Below are 15062 nucleotides of genomic sequence, written 5' to 3'. Positions count from 1 at the left end.
GCCCAGGGGGTCAAGCAGGCGGTGCACTACGCCTTCGGCGGCGTCTGCGACGCCACCCTTACAGCGAAGACGGCCGATGGCGCATTGGCAGCGGTCGGCTACGCGGACGCCCTGATGACCCGTTACATCGTCGAGAACGGTGCCATCCGGGACGACCTGCTCACCCGATCCCAGCTCAAGGATTGGGTCGACGGCGTCGACCCAATCACGGGTGAGCGGCGGGGCCGCGATCTCGAGTTACCGGTCGCGGATCTGATTTTAGATGCGACGATCAACGCGCCGAAGTCGTTCTCGATCGCGGCGATGTTGGACCCGGAGTTGGCTGCCGCGTACGAGGATCTGCAGGATCGGTTGCGGGATCGGATCATCAAGCTGTGGCAGAGCGAGCTCAACGCCCGTCGCGGGAAGCAGGGCGTAATTCGCGAGGACCTTGCCCGGATCGAGGTCGTCGAGCTGCGGCATGAGCGGTCGCGGTCGCTGGACCCGCACAAGCACCGCCACCTGTGGCTAAACGTCAAAGTGCAAGGCTTGGATGGCAAGTGGTCGAATGTCGACACCCGGGTCGCCCTGCGATTCCAGAACGTCGTCAACGCCGAAGGCGACCTGGCGTCCCGCACTGACCCCGCATGGATTGCGGCACTGGCGGCGAAGGGCTTCACGCTGAACTCCGATGGCGAGATCGCGCAGCTGCAACACTTGGTTCGTCCCCTGTCAAAGCGCTCCGCACAGATCGAAGCTAACAAGGCGGCGCGCCTGCGTGCATGGAAGCAGCAGCACCCGGACGAGGAGCCGTCCTCGACGGTTCTAAATCACATCGATCAATGGGCATGGGCCGCTGGCCGGCCAAACAAACCGGGACAGCTCAACGAAGATGATTGGGCATCCGTAGTGATGGCCGAGCTCCTCCATGCGGACGCGGAGCTCGGCCGTCCGCGGGACTCGGTCGAAGTGCGATCAGTGGCCCTCCAGGACCTCGACATTGAGCTCCTCGCAGCGAAGGCGATCGTCGATGCCGACGCCCGTTCGACAGGTACGGGCGGGCGCTTCAGTGACATGGATGTCCGCGCCGGAGCGATTAGAGCAATCTCTGAATCTGGCACCGTTGCGGATCGCGCTCATCTCGCGGAAGTGATCGACGAGGTTTGCAATTTCGCCATCCGGACTCATACGGTCACACTGATATCTGAGCCGCACATCCCTGCGCACATCAAACGACGAATGGCCATCTCGACCGCGACATTGAAGGCAACTCTGGCACAAAGGATCGAAAGAATTTCGACTCCGGGCACCGCGCTGGACACAGTTGAGGTGAGGGCAATAGGACAAGCAGTTGAACCAGCTCGTTTGTTAGACAGAGGCCAACTTGCTGGAGCCGCAGCTATAGCCGGTACCTCCAGAAGCGTTGCGGTATCCGGCGCTGCAGGGACGGGAAAGACGACAATGCTCAAGGTTGCTGGTGCAGCCCTCCGACGTCGTGGCCGCAACATGATTATCGTTGCACCGACCAAGAAGGCGTCTGCCGTCGCTGGCCGTGAAACGCAGAGTGCGTCATCGTCGCTGCATCAGCTGCTGCACGACTTTGGCTGGCGGTGGTCGACGAACGAGGCCGGAGCTACCGACTGGCAATGCCTTCAGGTCGGGGAAGTCGATTGGAACACAGGACTCGCGTACGACGGTCCGCGTATCGCGATCCACCCAGGCGATCGGATCGTTGTGGACGAGGCCGGGATGCTTGACCTCGAGGCAGCCAACGCCCTCGTTGACGTGCTGGAACGAACTCAGGCGACCGTGGCGCTAGTCGGCGACGAACGTCAAGCGCTGCCTGTAGGGCACTCCGGCGCGATGGCGCTTTTCTGGACTCACTCGTCCGACCAGGTCGAGCTCATGACCATTCACCGCTTCAAGGATCCAGCCTGGGCCAACTTGACACTGCGATTGCGCGAGCCACACGGTCGCGAAACTTCCGAGAGCGTTGCTGTCGAACTAATCGACACCGGGCACGTCCTTCTCACAAACAGTGAGGCCGAGGCTCGAACCGAAATGGTGTCAGCTTGGTTCGATGCGGAGGAGCACCGACAGTCGATCGCCCTGGTCGTGGCCACACACGCTGAAGCGCTGGCTATTAGTGAGGAGATACAAGGTCGGAGAATCCGTGCCGGCGAGATCGACACCAGCCAATCCACCTCGGGGCAGGATAGCCAACCCATCTTCGTGGGGGACGTTGTCCAAACTCGGCGGAACAATCGCCTCGCCGACGTCCAGAACCGCCAGCATTGGGTAGTCAAGCGAATCACGAAGACGGAGGTCATTCTCGCCTCCGCCGCGGACTCGACAGATCTCAAGAAGGTCAGCCACGAATACGCCAACGCACACATGCACCTGGGCTACGCATCAACTGTCTATGGAGTTCAGGGCGAGACCACAGATCGCGCCCTCGTCGGGCCTGGCGTAGACGCCGCGGGGCTGTACGTCGGCCTAACGCGAGGCAAGAACGACAACGACATCGTTCTCGTTGCATCGACCAAAGCTTCGGCAAGAACGCAATTAGTAGAGATGATGCAGCGCCAGCCCATCGAAGAGACACTGGATGCGTCCCGCATGGCCGCACGCGTTGAGTTCAGTCGCGCAGCGCAGAGCGAAACTGGTCCTTCCTCCGTGACAGATCTGGATAGAAGTGCGACGCTCGGCCGATGACGCGTGACTATCCATTTGCCAGGCCAACTGTCCGAGCCTGACGGCCAAGCCCGTTAACACCTTCGAGCGCACCGTCCTGTGGCCGAAAACGGAGGAGCGCCACGCCGAGCGCATCTGCTCGATCGCGGGCCTCCGGAAACACGCCTCCCGGCACGAACAACAGGGGAGTCGCCCGTCCCCAGCCGAGGTGGCGGCGGCGCGCTCTACAAGATCGATGTCGAGGTTGCCCCGTCGGTTTTCGACCCATCCGAGGAAGTACGTGCTGTACAGGTCGCACACGTGATGAGCCGATACCTCAGCGGCGCGCGCGTCGATTGCGCCGAGGTGGACCATCCACTCCCGACATAACTCAATTGCTTCCTCGTCCGAGACACCCCACGGCCGAGGCGATGGCGCCTGCATGCTCACCCCAACAGTCTGCACCGACCCCATGGCATCTGACTATGGATCAGAATTATCGCGACGGCCAGGCCCGCGATACCTACCCACGACTCAAACGTCACTTGTGCTCTCGGGTCTATCAGCGACGTGAGCATATTGGCCGGGCGGTTTCCATTGCGGATTTCCGTCCCCGGAAGCAACCTGATCAGTTCTGATTGCAGTCAACAACGGCAGTGCGACCCGCGGCCGAGAGCAAAGAGTCCCGGAACGTCATTCCCAACCAGTCGGGCTTCGCTTGACAGAGTTCTCGATCCTGAATCGAACCAGCCTTCAAGATAGTGATCGTCCTCGCGTCGCTAGATACGAACAATGACGGGTTCGCGGGATCGCCAAGGAGGTAACCAACCTTATCCCCGTTCTGACTCTGGAAATGGACCTTTTCTAGCGGAGCAAAATGAATAGGGGTGTTGATCGCTACGAGGCCGTATGACGCGACGATCCCAATGCAGACGGCAAAGATTGCATTCAGGGCGTCTTTGGTCTGTGAGGCTTCGACGATCTCCTGCGCTCTGTCGAATGCCTCGCGATTCACCTCTCCGAAGGTGCGCGGAAGATGGGGTTCGAGAACCAAGGTATCCGCCACGGAGCTGGGCAAATCGACATTGTTTGAACGAAGAATCTGACGACCTTCAAGCCAAAGGGCGCGCAACTTCGCATCAATCGGGTATGTGCTGGTCTTGTACCAGGCGGTGCCGTCCGATTCGTTCTTTGCCGGGCGTGCTTTGCGGGAGGATCGTTGCCGCCGCCAAGCCAGGTAGATCAACAGCAGGAGGAAGCCAGTCGTCGCGAATGGAAAGGCAAACACGGCGATGAAGACGGCGACTATTTGCGCGGCCACCGCGACACTTCTGACGTGGGGCGCATACGACCTGTCGCCCACGACGACGGAAAGGCCCAAAGCGGTGCCCAGAATCAAGTAAGTCAACAGGTTCAGAGTGACAATGAACACCAAGTTCGCGAGCGTCTGACGCTGGACGACGGCAAGCGCTGCCTGAACACTGCCGAATTGGACCAGAACGTTGACGCTGATTGCAAGCACTCCGGCAATCGGAAGCCAGGCGATGCTTCCGCGCACAACCTCGCGTTGGATGCGCAGGCGGTCGTACTCGTCCTCCACCGAATCCCGGGTGGGCTTTATTGCAGTAGTTGGCGGAAACAGGAAATGCAGGATGCGTAACAGGCTTGCACCAGCTTTGGTTCCGCCGCGCCTTATTGCTGCCTTGATTCCCACCTGTGCTCTCCGGCCGATCGTGAGATCACTCTAGAAAGCATCGCGGACAAAGGGCATGATCACCACGCGGGCCGACATTTCGGTTGGGTCGCCGTCCCACCAGTTGTTCAATGCCTCTAGCGTTCCGAACAGGTTTTTCGGGGGTTCAAGTCCGCCAAGAAGACCCTGCCACCGTACGGACAGCGTGCTGTAGCGCCACTCCTATCGAAAGGTTTCGCGGTGCCAAGGGGCGTGCGCCACGACAGTCGGAGTCGAGCGGAGTGGACGGTCCCGGAAAGGGCGGACAACCGCCCCCGCTATGTGACCGTTCGAGTAGCGATGGATGGAGAACCCGAGTGCTTCTCTCGTTTGCAATGGCCACCCGTAAACCCCAGACGTTTAGTCTCGCGACCGAGAATCTCCGCCGTGCTAGTGGCTTCGGTCACACCCTCGGCGACATGGATCGAATAAGTCGGAATGACACGTCGAGGAAGTGTCAGAGGTGTCACGTACTCTCCCAACCGCGTTCACGTTCCGGTTGGAGGATTAATGGCGGTTTACTGGGTCAACTACGACCTCAACAAGTCTGGTCAGGATTACTCGAAGCTGATCGACTACCTCAAGTCACACGACGGGTGGGCGAAGCCCCTCAAGAGCAGCTTCTTCGTGAAGACGACGATGAGCGCGGGAGAACTGCGCGACGGTATAAAGAAGCACGTCGACAGCAATGACGCTGTGGCTGTCGTTGGAGTAGGCGGCAAGGGGTGGGCTACGTTCAACGTCAGCAAAGAAGTCAACGACTGGCTTCGCAAGAACGTGTAACCGCTCACGCGCGAGGGGCCAACCAGAAACTCTCCGATCACCGGATCGCGCCGCCCGCATGACGCAGTGACTTCATTCTTTGCGCCGGCTTAGGCCATTACCGGCGCTTAGGCACCGGAACCTCGCGATGACGTCTGTATCGCCCTTGCCGGGAGGCAGCCCGAGGAACGGGGTTCCTTGAAGCAGCGCACAATGCTGGGAGCGAAGCCAACCCGCTCGTGTCAAGGGCGCTTCGCGTCGCAATGTGATCGAGCACGCTCGTCCCGACGCAGAAACGCACTCGGACGGGCGAGCAGCGCGTGCGCGTGCTCATCGGCTGGATCGTCGTGTTCACCGGGATCGTGGCCATGGCGACGGTTGCGACCTTCATCAGCGCGACGCGCTTCTAACCGAAGATGAGCTGGAAGCGCTCGCTACCTCGACTTCACCCCGAGCAAGCGTGCCCGGCTCCCTCTGCGGGTGACTGGGGTCCTTGGCCGGGCCACACTCCTAGTTGCCCCACCTACCGGCGAGGACCTCGCGACACGATCGCCGGTCCATTTGCAACTCGGCCTACCCGCAAATCATCTGCGATGCGCTGGGTACAGACCGCGCGGCAGACAATTGTTCGTTGAGCAATTCCCGGCATGACCGAGAAGGTCCGCTGGCCGCATAGAGGGGGCAGCGGAGAACGCCACCCCCTCAAAATGGTTTATGCAAGCGTCACACCGCCGACTCGCGCGCCTGCCGCACCAGGCCCGGTAGCGGATGGGCGGATTCCAGTGAACATCGCAACACCCCGAGATTCGAGGGGTTGTGGACGACATGGAGGATGCGGGAACAGATTGGGACGAGCTCCGCGCTCGGCTGGTCGAGCGGTTCAGGGTGCTGGGCAGTGTCAGGCTCGCTGCGGATGAGCTGGGGCTGAACCGGAACACCGCGTATGGGTGGGCGAGTCAGCTCGGGTTGCGGTCCCGGCGTCCGCCCCATCCGGGGCGCGCGGAGTATCACCGTCTGCGCGTCGCGGCGCGTCGCGGCGGAGCAGGTAGGTGTGAATGAGCGGACGGCGCGGGACTGGGAGCACGGGGTTCGCAAACTCGCGAACGGTCGGATTTATGCGGATGGTCGCGCCGTCGATTATGCCACTGGGCGTATCACGATGGTCAGCGTGGACGAACCCGATGTGAGGGTGCTTGAGCGACGACTGCATCCAAGGTTCTTGTCGATCGATGAGCGTGAGAAGATCGCGGATCTGGTTCGCGCGGGAGCCTCGTTGCGTGAGATCGGTCGCCAGTTGGGCCGGCCGGCTTCGACGGTGAAGCGCGAGCTGGATCAGAGACGCGACGTCAACGGCTGGTATCGCCCGTATGCCGCGCATCGTCATGCGGCGCGGCGACGAGCGCGGCCAAAGCCGGCGCGGCTGGTGAGCGATGTTCGCCTGCGAGAGTTCGTGCAGGCCGGGCTTCTGGAGCAGTGGTCACCGGAGCAGGTGAGCAACGCGCTGCGTCTAGCGTTCCCGGATGACCTGTCAATGAGGGTGAGTCCGGAGACGATCTATCAGGCCCTCTATCGGCAGGCGGGTGGTGGCCTTCGACGTGAGGTCGCGCGGACGCTGCGCACCGGCCGCACTCGACGCAAACGACGTCGCTCGCCGTTGCAACGGCTGTCGCGATTCCGCGACCCGATGGTGATGATCAGTGAACGCCCGCCCGAGGTCGAGGATCGCCGGATCCCTGGCCACTGGGAGGGTGACCTCATCGTCGGCACGGGAAGTCATTCCGCGATCATCACGCTCGTGGAGCGGTCGAGCAGATTCGTGATGCTCGGGCATCTGCCGGACGGGCATGATGCAGAACGCGTCAGAGACACGCTAATAGGGCTGATGCGCGGACTGCCCACGCATCTGCGCAGATCGATCACGTGGGACCAAGGCACCGAGACGGCCGCGCACCGATCATTGACGATGGCTACGAGCGTCCCGGTGTACTTCTGTGACCCAGCAAGCCCCTGGCAGCGAGGGTCGAACGAGAACACCAATGGGCTGCTGCGGCAGTACTTCCCGAAAGGCGCCGACCTCTCTCGCTTCGGCGCCGCCGACCTTGCATCGGTAGCTGTGAAACTCAACCGCCGTCCACGCAAATCGCTAGGCTGGGAAACCCCTGCCCAGCGATTTGCGTATGCTCATGCCAAAGCGCGAGACGCTTCAGGTGTTGCGGTGACCCCTTGAACCTGCGATGCGTCCGGGCCGTCAGCTTTTGGGGTGCGGCGGGTGACCTCGGCTGTGGTGTAGCGGAGGGAGGGTCCGACGCTGTCGGCGACGACTTCGGTGGCGGCTCGTGGTTCGCCGGTGGCTTGGTCGGTCCAGTGGCGAAACTCGAGGTTGCCGTTGACGATGACGGTGTCGCCTTTGGCGAGGCTGGCGCGGACGTTCTCGGCGGTGCGGCCGAAGACGGTGGTGCGGTGGTACTGGGTGTCGCCGTCGACCCATTTGCCGTCTTCGAGCTTGCGGTCGGTGACGGCGACGGTGAACTTGGCGAACTTGGTGCCGTTCTGGGATTCGCCGTAGTCGGGGTCGGCGACGAGGTTGCCTTCGATGCTGATCGGGACTCGTGTGCTCATCGTTCTATTCCTTTCTTTTCGCGCCCGCTGTTCGGGTCGCTTTCACTTAGAACTTCCGGTCCGTGGCCGGAAAATGCGCGCAGGTGGCGCGCAAATCGCGTCCGCGCGTCTCATGGCTGGGCATGGCTTTGGCGGATCCAGCCAGCCCATTCCGGCGGAACCGCGTCGTCGCCGTTCTGCGGGAGTTCGGTGTGGCCGTTGTGGCATTCGCCGTTGTACCAAGTCGCGAGTCGGGGCAGGGCGACGGCGAGGCGTTCGTGCCAGCCGATGGGTCCGTAGCCGGCGTCGAGGCTGTCGTAGGAGACGAGCCAGGCAGTGTGGAGAGCGGAGAGTTCTTCGACGAGCGCGCCGTGCTTGAACCAGCACGGCGGAATCTTCCGCGAGGGAAGGTTGTAGCGGCGGGTAAACCAGATCACCCAGTCTCGTAGGTCGGTCCAGACCTCGGGGGCGTCGGCGTTGTCGAGGGTGCGCCAGTTGATGACGCGGATGCCGAGCATTCCCGGTGACTGCCGGGGTGCTTGGTCCCATCCCTCGGCCAGTGTCGCGACGAGCACGTCCTGCGGGATGCCGTCGTCGTCGGTCATTGCTGTTCCAGGGATGCTTCGATGTAGTGGGCGATCTTGGCTTGTAGTCGGGCGATGGCTTGGAGGGAGGCGGTGCGGCGGGAAACGAGCCCGGAGAAGACGCGGTCGCGGTCGATGAGTTGGTGGACGTATTCGTGGCAGCGCGGGTGCAGCGCCGTGAGGTCCTCGTGCTGCTCGTGTGCGGTCCAGCCGTATGGGGTCTCGGTGACGCCGCGGTAGTCGAGGTGGTGCAGCTCGAGGGAGTGGGAGCCACCTGCGCCGAGGCAGAGAGCGCAGCGGATCGTTCCGTTGCGGTGTTCTTCCTCGAGGAACCAGTGGTCGCGGCGGGCGAACCATGCTCCGGAGCGTAGGTAGTTGGTGCGGTAGGTGTTGTCCCGGGCGGGACGGCGACGGTTGGACATCAGTTTCCCTCTCCCGCTGATCCTCGGCGATCGAGCGCGGCTTGGTACTGTTCGGCGAACACGACCTGCTGGTCGAGCTCGGTGAGCTTCTTCCCGGCGCTGACCTGGCGGGCGTCGTCACGGTCGGTCCACCCGCGCAGATCCAGCAGGATGCCGCGCCGGTTGCGGTAGGCGAGCAGTCCGACCGTTTCGGGCATACGGCGGATCTCGTCGATCGTCATGACCGGCACCTTCTCGTTCTGCACGTTCGTGGATGACCCGTTGTCGTTGTAGGAGTGGCCGGTGTTGCGGATCCGCCGAGTGCCGAGGAGGGATTCGATGTCGCGGAGGTGGTCGACGTCGGATGCGCCGCCGAGGAGGAGCTTGGCGGTGGCCGCGGACCAGATCGTGTCGGCCTCCGACCTCGACCAGGCGGTCTCGGCCTGGGACAGGGCCTGAAGCACAACGATGGTGGAGATGCCGATGCCGCCGCCGTCGGCCATGATGCGTGGCAGTGCGGGCCAGGAGAACATGTTGGCGATCTCGTCCAGGATCAAGGCAAGCGGGAGGTCCAGCCGCGACCCTGGTGAGGCAAGGGCTTTCCGGCGTGCTGTTTCGACGATGTCGTCGAGGATCGCGCCGAGGAATCCGCCGACGGATCCTGCGCCGGCGCCGGTGCCGACGAGGTAGAGGCTGTTGGATCCGGCGAGGAACGCGTCGAGGTCGAACTGCTCCCCGGACCCGGCGTCATCGCCTTCCGGATCGACGGGATGGAGAGCGGGCGGAGGGCACCGAAGACGCCGAACCAGGAGTTCGCCAGGAGCTTCTCATCCCCGTTGATGATCGCGTCCAGGTCCTCTGACCAGCCGGGTGACCCTTGGTTGGCGAGGACGCTGACGGCTTCGCGCGCGAGCCGCGGGTTGGAGCCCCACCGCGCCAAAGCATCGGTGCCACGTTCCGATACTGCTGCAGCGTGGAGCAGTCGGGAGAGCACGGAGGAGGACACTTGAGCCCATTCCTGGTTGGTCTTCGACGCACCAAGGGCGGTGCCGGCGATGATCGCCTGACCACGCTGATCCGCCACCAGGGGGTCCTCGCACCCGGCCACTGGCGAGATCCGCAAGGCGGAGCGGACGCCGGTGAGCTCTTGGGGATCGAACACGGTGACCTCGCCGAGACGAGCGCGTTCGCGCATGGTGGCGGAGAGGTTGTCGTTGCGGGTGGAGGTGGTGATGAGGGGGCCGTCCCAGTCGAGGATGGCGTTGATGATGAATCGGTAGCCCTTTCCAGAACGCGGTGCGCCTTCCACGACGATCGAATCCTCGATTGACACGTAGACGTCCTGCCCGTGACCGCTGCCCACCTTCCACCCCGCCGCGGACGGTGTTGGGTTGGCAAGCGATGGCCGGAGCCCCTTGGCACGCTGAAGCGCCGTGCGAGCGGAGGTGTGCTTGCGCACTTCACCAGGCTTTGCGAGCCCGTCGCGGCCTCGGAGTTCGTGGATGAAGTGCCGGTCCGATTGCCGGTAGCGGAGCCACCAAACAACTGCTGCCGCTACGACGCTCAGAAGCAGGAAGACCGCGAGCAGGTCGAGCACCCGGACCAATGTGATTGGCGCCGTGCATCCAGGCGGCACGGCGAATCTGCTGGGGTCGCCGCCCATCGCGAGTTGGAGGCCGGCGAAGACGCTTCTGGGCTGGCCTCCGCCGCCGCAGGTGGCGGTGATGGTGGCGCTGGCGATGCCGGTGGTGAGGGCGCCGGCGGCGACGATGGCGAAGAGGCAGTAGAGCGCGAGCTGGGTCCAGGAGGAGCCGTGGGTTCTCATGCTCGTTCACCGCCCATGGCGTCGGTGCGGAAGATGCCGAGTTCGTAGTCGGTGCAGATGTTTCGGACTTTCGCGACCCGGTCTTGGCCGATCTGCCAGAGCCCTTCACCTTTGTGGAGCTTGCGGACGAGGTCGGCTTGGGTGTCGTTCCAGCCGAGGATCTCCCGGGACCGTGCGATCTCACCGGAGTGCTGCGCGTAGGAGATCCGGGTCTCGCAGTCGGCGAGAAGCCCGAGGGCACGGGAGTGGAGGGCGCTGTTGCGGTCGCCGAGCGCGTCGAGGTCTGCGACTCGGTGGAGGAGGTACCAGTTGGAGGTGCCGAGGTGGCGTGCGACTTTCTCGTCTTCGACGCGGTCGGCGAGGCCATCTCCGCCGGAGACGTCGTTGAGGAGTTCGACGGCGGCCTCTTCGTGGATGATGACCCGTGCCTGCCGGTTCGCACCCAGGCTGGAGCGGCGGATCCAGTTCGCGGTCGCGAGACGGGCGAGCGCCTGCGCTTCCGGAGATGCGCCTTTCAGGGCGGAGGTGTCGACGACCATCATCGGCGCGTCCGCGTCGAAGCGGACGGTGGAGGGTCCATCGAAGAATCCGGTGAGGTCACCGGACACCATCCGGCGCAGGGAGTGTGCGAGTCGGTGGCCGGCCTCTGCGACCTCGACCGGGAGCGCCTCGTCGGGGTCGACGAGGCGGTTGTAGACGTGGGTGATGGTGACGGTGGCGTTCCCGCGGAGGGCGTCGAGTGCGACGTCGAGGGCGGTGTGCTCGACCGGTTCCAGGTTCCCGCCCTCGCGGAGTCGGCGGATGATCGTCTTCACCGTGGCCCGCCGGTACTGGAGCACGTTTTGGTTCCAGTCCTCATCCGAGAAGGAGAGATCCCGTGGCCCTTCATCGAGCAGGTTGATGCGTGCGGCTTTGCCGGGTCCGACGCTGATAGAGGTGCCGCCGACGTAGGCGGCGACACGCATCCATTCTCCGTTCGGGTCGTGCGGGACCGCGATCTTCCGCCCCAACCGTGCCAGTCGGGAGGACCAGGACTTGGCGAGCATCGACTTGCCGGTGCCTTTCACTCCGAGGATGGCGACGGAGTGGGAGCGGACGGCTTCGGCGGAGTAGGCGTCCCAGGGGTCGAAGCAGAACGGTGCGCGGGAGAGCAGGTTCTCGCCGATGTACGCACCGGTGAGGATGTCCCCGGTCTCGGCCAGGAACGGGTACGCGCCGCCCAGGACCTTCGAGCTGCAACGGTGCGCAGGCGGGGTGGCACGCAGTCGGCCACGCAGGTTGTGCGGCTGCTTCCACCCCCACGCCGGCATCTTCGACGCCGGCAACTCGGCGCTTTGGAGCTTCCAGGCCGAGTCCTTGTCCGTGGTTGCGGTCCGGCGGTGGCGTCCGTTGGCTCCCGGCTTCTCGTTCGCCGGGATGCGGCCAATGACCGTGTTGGGCTTCATCGCGTTCACTCCCCTTCCAGCGGCACCGGCAACGCAGCGGTGACGAACCCGGCCGCCTGCTGCCCCGACATCGACGCCAGCACCAGCCGTGCCGGGTGGGAAGCCTGCTCGATATCGGTGCGCGCCTTGGCGAGGGCACCTTTGGATTCGGCGGAGACGGTAACGAACCCGCGGTACTGGACGTCGCCGAACCCGTCGACGAGGTCGTGCTCACGCACCGCCAGGTCCTCCTCCTCGCGAAGGTGGGTAAGCGGGATCCGGGAGGACAACTTCATCCGGATCGTCGCTGCGGTCTCCATGTCGGACTGGGCCCGATTCAGCTGGGCCAGCGCCTTGTGCGTCGCCACCGGCCGCACCTGCAACGTGATCACCCGGGTCGCGTCCCCGGCGTAAAGGAGGGGCTCGAGGAATCCGGTGCGGACGTCGGTGCGGGGCCATTCGGCGACCCAGAACGTCTGGTGCCAGGACTCGTCCACCCGCAGCGCATCCCAGCCCTCGTCGATCCCCATCACCGGCGACGGCGCAGATACCACACTCGAGTCCTGCTCACGCCGGGTGGCCGCCGCCACAGGGTCCGCGGAGAGCGCGTTGAGCTCGTCGAGCTCATCCGAAGTCAGCCAGCCGGCCGGGGTGAGCCGGGCGTGCTCCATCGAGGTCTCGATGCCCGCCACCCTCTCCTTCAGCACGGCGGCAAGCCCGGTCAGTCCCTTGCCCGCGTCACGGATCGCTCCGTTGAGGGCGGCGGTATCGAAGGTGAGAGTGATGTAGTTCGTGAACCCCATCGACCGCTTCGACGCCGCCTGGGTCAGCGCCCAATACTCGCCACGGAGTTCGGCGGTGACCTGGGGGTCGTGCTCGTTCTCTCGGACAACCAGGTAATCGCGCAGTTCGTTGGATGAGGCCCGGTCGACTCGAATCCGGATGGTCGTCTCCCGGACACCTGGCAGGTTCTCCAGCGAGCTGAGCCATTCGACGAACCCGTCGTACGCGGCTTCCTGGGTGCCCTTGTCCCGCAGCGCCCACGCCTTCGAACCGACCTTCACCGTGACGGAGGCGAGACGTCCGCGGGCGTTGTAGATGAACCCGCCAGCACCGGGGATCTGCACGATCTGCACGTCGCCGAGCGCACCGGGGAGCAGAAACTTCGAGGTCACGACCGGGGTCGCGGCGGCCACCTGAGCGTGCCCGACGTTGAGGGAGGCGACGGAGACCCGGAACCAGACATCTCGGCGGAACACCGTCTGCCCCGCCATGCTCCGGAATAGGTAGCGGGCGGCTTGGGCGACGATCACGATGACGGGTTCGCGCCGGTAGGTGGCGAGGGCGAAGAACACGATCACGGCGAGGATCGGCAGCATCACCCAGATGGCGTTGCTGTCAATGAACAGGGTGGAGAGCAGGATCGCGATGGCGGCGCCGATCACGACCAGCTGCAGGAAGGTCAGTCCGAGGAAGATCCCACGTCGTTCGCGGGCGGCGAAGCGGACGCGGGGTGCGCCTTCGTCGGTGATGATCTGGTCGGCGGTGAGGGTGGTCATGGGTTATCTCCCAACCTTGATGACCCGTGCCGCGGTACGGACGGGTGCGGAAGCGGTGCTGGCGCGCGAGAACTGGTCGCGGACCGAGAAGCGGTGATGGAGGGCGGTGCCGACCTCAGCTCCCGCGAAGGAGACGAGCTTGGTCGCCCACAAGGGGCTGAAGGCGGCGGCGATCACCGCGCCAGCGGCCACCAGGATCACGCCTATGCTCAGGCTCGTCTTGGTCAACTCGACCGCGAGGAGCACGACCCCGGCGGCGAGTGGTTTGGCGATGAGGAGGCCGACGGAGAGGTTCATCCACCGTTGCGCCCAGGCGGTGAGCTTGGGTTGCCCGATCATCATCAAACCGACCGGTGCCATCGCCGCGAGAGCGAGGAGCCCGAATTCGCGGATGGACATGGCGATGAACAGGAAGAGCGAGGCGATCATCATCAGCCCCACGACCATCAACGCGATGACGTATTCGCCGACAGCGTCGGGACCGTGCGCGCCCTGGGCGGCCATCGTGAAGATGACGCCGTCTTGGGTGAACTTGGAGCTGTGCATGACGGCGTTGGAGGTCCGGTTGGGTAGGTCGAGCAGGCCGATCACTCGCAGCAGCCCGTCGCCGAGGTTGCCGCCTTGGGCGGCGGTGGTGAGGCTGCTGGTGATGTCGTCGGTGATCCCGGAAGCCTTTTGCATCCCCCACACGCAGATCCCGCTGAACGGGATGGCCAACGCGGCGCCGGCTGCGGTCCGGCCGATGCGTGACCAGTCCTGGAGGATCATCGCGATGCCGATCTGCACGAGGGCGATGATCAGGATGACGGGTGCGGTTACGGCGATCCAGAACAGGAACTGCGAGTGGGCGATGTTCCAGCTGCCCTGATCGATGTTCGTGTTGAAGGATCCGGCGATCATGGTGGCGATGAAGTCGCCGAGGTTCTTGATCGTCGATCCCATGAACTGCGCGAGGGTTTGGGAGGCTTGGCAGCCGAAGTCGGAGAGGAAGCAGCCGTAGTTCGGTGCGAACGGGTCCGGCGGGGCGGCAGCGGTGAGGATGATCATGATGGTCACGCCACGTGCAGCGACTGGCCCCAGTTGATGAGCCCCGCGATGCTGCCGGCGACCGCGACGCCGGCGACGCAGCTGAGCAAGCCGATGATGCCGGCCTTCTGCACCCGGCCGTTGCTGGAGATGTGGCCGACGACGATGAACCCGGCGGCGATCAGCCCGCCGATGATGGCGAGGATGAGCACGATCGCGAAGACGACGTTGGCGATCGCCTGCAACGCTCCGACGCCGGGACCGGAGAAGTCCGGGCTGGGGTTCGGGACCCCGGCCACGGCGATTCGGGAGTGGACGGTGACGAGGGCTTCGTTGAGTGCGTTCATGATTCTTGGTTCCTTTCCGTGGGGTCGGTCGATGATTCAGGTTCATTCGTCTCGCTCATCCGCCGAGCGGCGAGGTAGCCGGAGGCGGCGATGCCGAGCAGGACGACGCAGATGAGGCCGAGGAGGCCGAGCAGGTTCAGGAGGAGATCCAT

13 protein-coding genes are annotated in these 15062 nt (G+C 64.2%); 3 read left to right on the top strand and 10 right to left on the bottom strand.

What is annotated here, in order from left to right:
- Positions 1-21: 21 nt before the first annotated feature.
- Positions 22-2694: an AAA family ATPase gene (locus ACQ86L_RS14280; protein ID WP_434315996.1), complete on the top strand. Its 2673-nt coding sequence runs from the start codon at positions 22-24 to the stop codon at positions 2692-2694.
- 586 nt (positions 2695-3280) lie between these two features.
- On the opposite strand, the gene ACQ86L_RS14275 is transcribed toward ACQ86L_RS14280, so the two are convergent.
- Complete coding sequence (locus ACQ86L_RS14275; protein ID WP_434315995.1) at positions 3281-4366, bottom strand: hypothetical protein; 1086 nt, start codon at positions 4364-4366, stop codon at positions 3281-3283.
- A 528-nt stretch (positions 4367-4894) separates the two neighbouring features.
- Here ACQ86L_RS14275 and ACQ86L_RS14270 point away from each other — a divergent pair.
- A complete protein-coding gene (locus tag ACQ86L_RS14270; protein ID WP_434315994.1) occupies positions 4895-5167 on the top strand; it encodes a hypothetical protein in 273 nt (90 codons plus the stop codon).
- A 985-nt stretch (positions 5168-6152) separates the two neighbouring features.
- Entirely contained in the window at positions 6153-7373 is a 1221-nt protein-coding gene (locus ACQ86L_RS14265) for an IS30 family transposase (protein ID WP_434318898.1), read from the top strand.
- Here ACQ86L_RS14265 and ACQ86L_RS14260 read toward each other — a convergent pair.
- The 9 genes from ACQ86L_RS14260 to ACQ86L_RS14220 form a co-directional block, all read right to left on the bottom strand.
- Positions 7328-7765 (bottom strand): single-stranded DNA-binding protein, encoded by a 438-nt coding sequence (locus ACQ86L_RS14260; RefSeq protein ID WP_434315993.1) that lies wholly within the window; start codon positions 7763-7765, stop codon positions 7328-7330. The two genes, ACQ86L_RS14265 and ACQ86L_RS14260, sit on opposite strands and share 46 nt — an antisense overlap.
- 110 nt (positions 7766-7875) lie before the next feature.
- Positions 7876-8349, bottom strand: a complete 474-nt coding sequence (locus ACQ86L_RS14255; RefSeq protein ID WP_434315992.1) for a hypothetical protein — start codon at positions 8347-8349, stop codon at positions 7876-7878.
- The gene (locus tag ACQ86L_RS14250) at positions 8346-8750 is read right to left on the bottom strand and encodes a hypothetical protein (protein WP_434315991.1); all 405 of its coding nucleotides are present in this window, start codon (positions 8748-8750) and stop codon (positions 8346-8348) included. Before ACQ86L_RS14250 ends, ACQ86L_RS14255 begins: the two co-directional genes overlap by 4 nt.
- On the bottom strand, positions 8750-9538 hold the full coding sequence (locus tag ACQ86L_RS14245) for a type IV secretory system conjugative DNA transfer family protein (RefSeq protein ID WP_434318897.1): 789 nt from the start codon (positions 9536-9538) through the stop codon (positions 8750-8752). The genes ACQ86L_RS14250 and ACQ86L_RS14245 overlap by 1 nt, the downstream gene beginning before the upstream one ends.
- Before the next feature lie 1012 nt (positions 9539-10550).
- Complete coding sequence (locus tag ACQ86L_RS14240) at positions 10551-11999, bottom strand: ATP-binding protein (RefSeq protein ID WP_434315990.1); 1449 nt, start codon at positions 11997-11999, stop codon at positions 10551-10553.
- Positions 12000-12004: 5 nt separating this feature from the next.
- A complete protein-coding gene (locus tag ACQ86L_RS14235) occupies positions 12005-13537 on the bottom strand; it encodes an SCO6880 family protein (protein ID WP_434315989.1) in 1533 nt (510 codons plus the stop codon).
- Between the two features lie 3 nt (positions 13538-13540).
- Positions 13541-14584 (bottom strand): hypothetical protein, encoded by a 1044-nt coding sequence (locus ACQ86L_RS14230; RefSeq protein ID WP_434315988.1) that lies wholly within the window; start codon positions 14582-14584, stop codon positions 13541-13543.
- 5 nt (positions 14585-14589) lie between these two features.
- On the bottom strand, positions 14590-14910 hold the full coding sequence (locus tag ACQ86L_RS14225) for a hypothetical protein (RefSeq protein ID WP_434315987.1): 321 nt from the start codon (positions 14908-14910) through the stop codon (positions 14590-14592).
- On the bottom strand, positions 14907-15062 hold the full coding sequence (locus ACQ86L_RS14220; RefSeq protein ID WP_434315986.1) for a hypothetical protein: 156 nt from the start codon (positions 15060-15062) through the stop codon (positions 14907-14909). Before ACQ86L_RS14220 ends, ACQ86L_RS14225 begins: the two co-directional genes overlap by 4 nt.

The sequence above is a fragment of the Leifsonia sp. P73 genome, from assembly GCF_051059105.1.
GTDB lineage: Bacteria > Actinomycetota > Actinomycetes > Actinomycetales > Microbacteriaceae > Leifsonia.
This window is presented reverse-complemented; position numbering and strand designations above follow the sequence as displayed.

What these genes read in the sequence shown, in the direction of transcription:
- ACQ86L_RS14270 (WP_434315994.1), top strand. Translation starts at nt 4,895, where the DNA reads ATGGCGGTTTACTGGGTCAACTACGACCTCAACAAGTCTGGTCAGGAT.
- ACQ86L_RS14260 (WP_434315993.1), bottom strand. Translation starts at nt 7,765, where the DNA reads ATGAGCACACGAGTCCCGATCAGCATCGAAGGCAACCTCGTCGCCGAC.
- ACQ86L_RS14255 (WP_434315992.1), bottom strand. Translation starts at nt 8,349, where the DNA reads ATGACCGACGACGACGGCATCCCGCAGGACGTGCTCGTCGCGACACTG.
- ACQ86L_RS14250 (WP_434315991.1), bottom strand. Translation starts at nt 8,750, where the DNA reads ATGTCCAACCGTCGCCGTCCCGCCCGGGACAACACCTACCGCACCAAC.
- ACQ86L_RS14240 (WP_434315990.1), bottom strand. Translation starts at nt 11,999, where the DNA reads ATGAAGCCCAACACGGTCATTGGCCGCATCCCGGCGAACGAGAAGCCG.
- ACQ86L_RS14235 (WP_434315989.1), bottom strand. Translation starts at nt 13,537, where the DNA reads ATGACCACCCTCACCGCCGACCAGATCATCACCGACGAAGGCGCACCC.
- ACQ86L_RS14230 (WP_434315988.1), bottom strand. Translation starts at nt 14,584, where the DNA reads ATGATCATCCTCACCGCTGCCGCCCCGCCGGACCCGTTCGCACCGAAC.
- ACQ86L_RS14225 (WP_434315987.1), bottom strand. Translation starts at nt 14,910, where the DNA reads ATGAACGCACTCAACGAAGCCCTCGTCACCGTCCACTCCCGAATCGCC.
- ACQ86L_RS14220 (WP_434315986.1), bottom strand. Translation starts at nt 15,062, where the DNA reads ATGGATCTCCTCCTGAACCTGCTCGGCCTCCTCGGCCTCATCTGCGTC.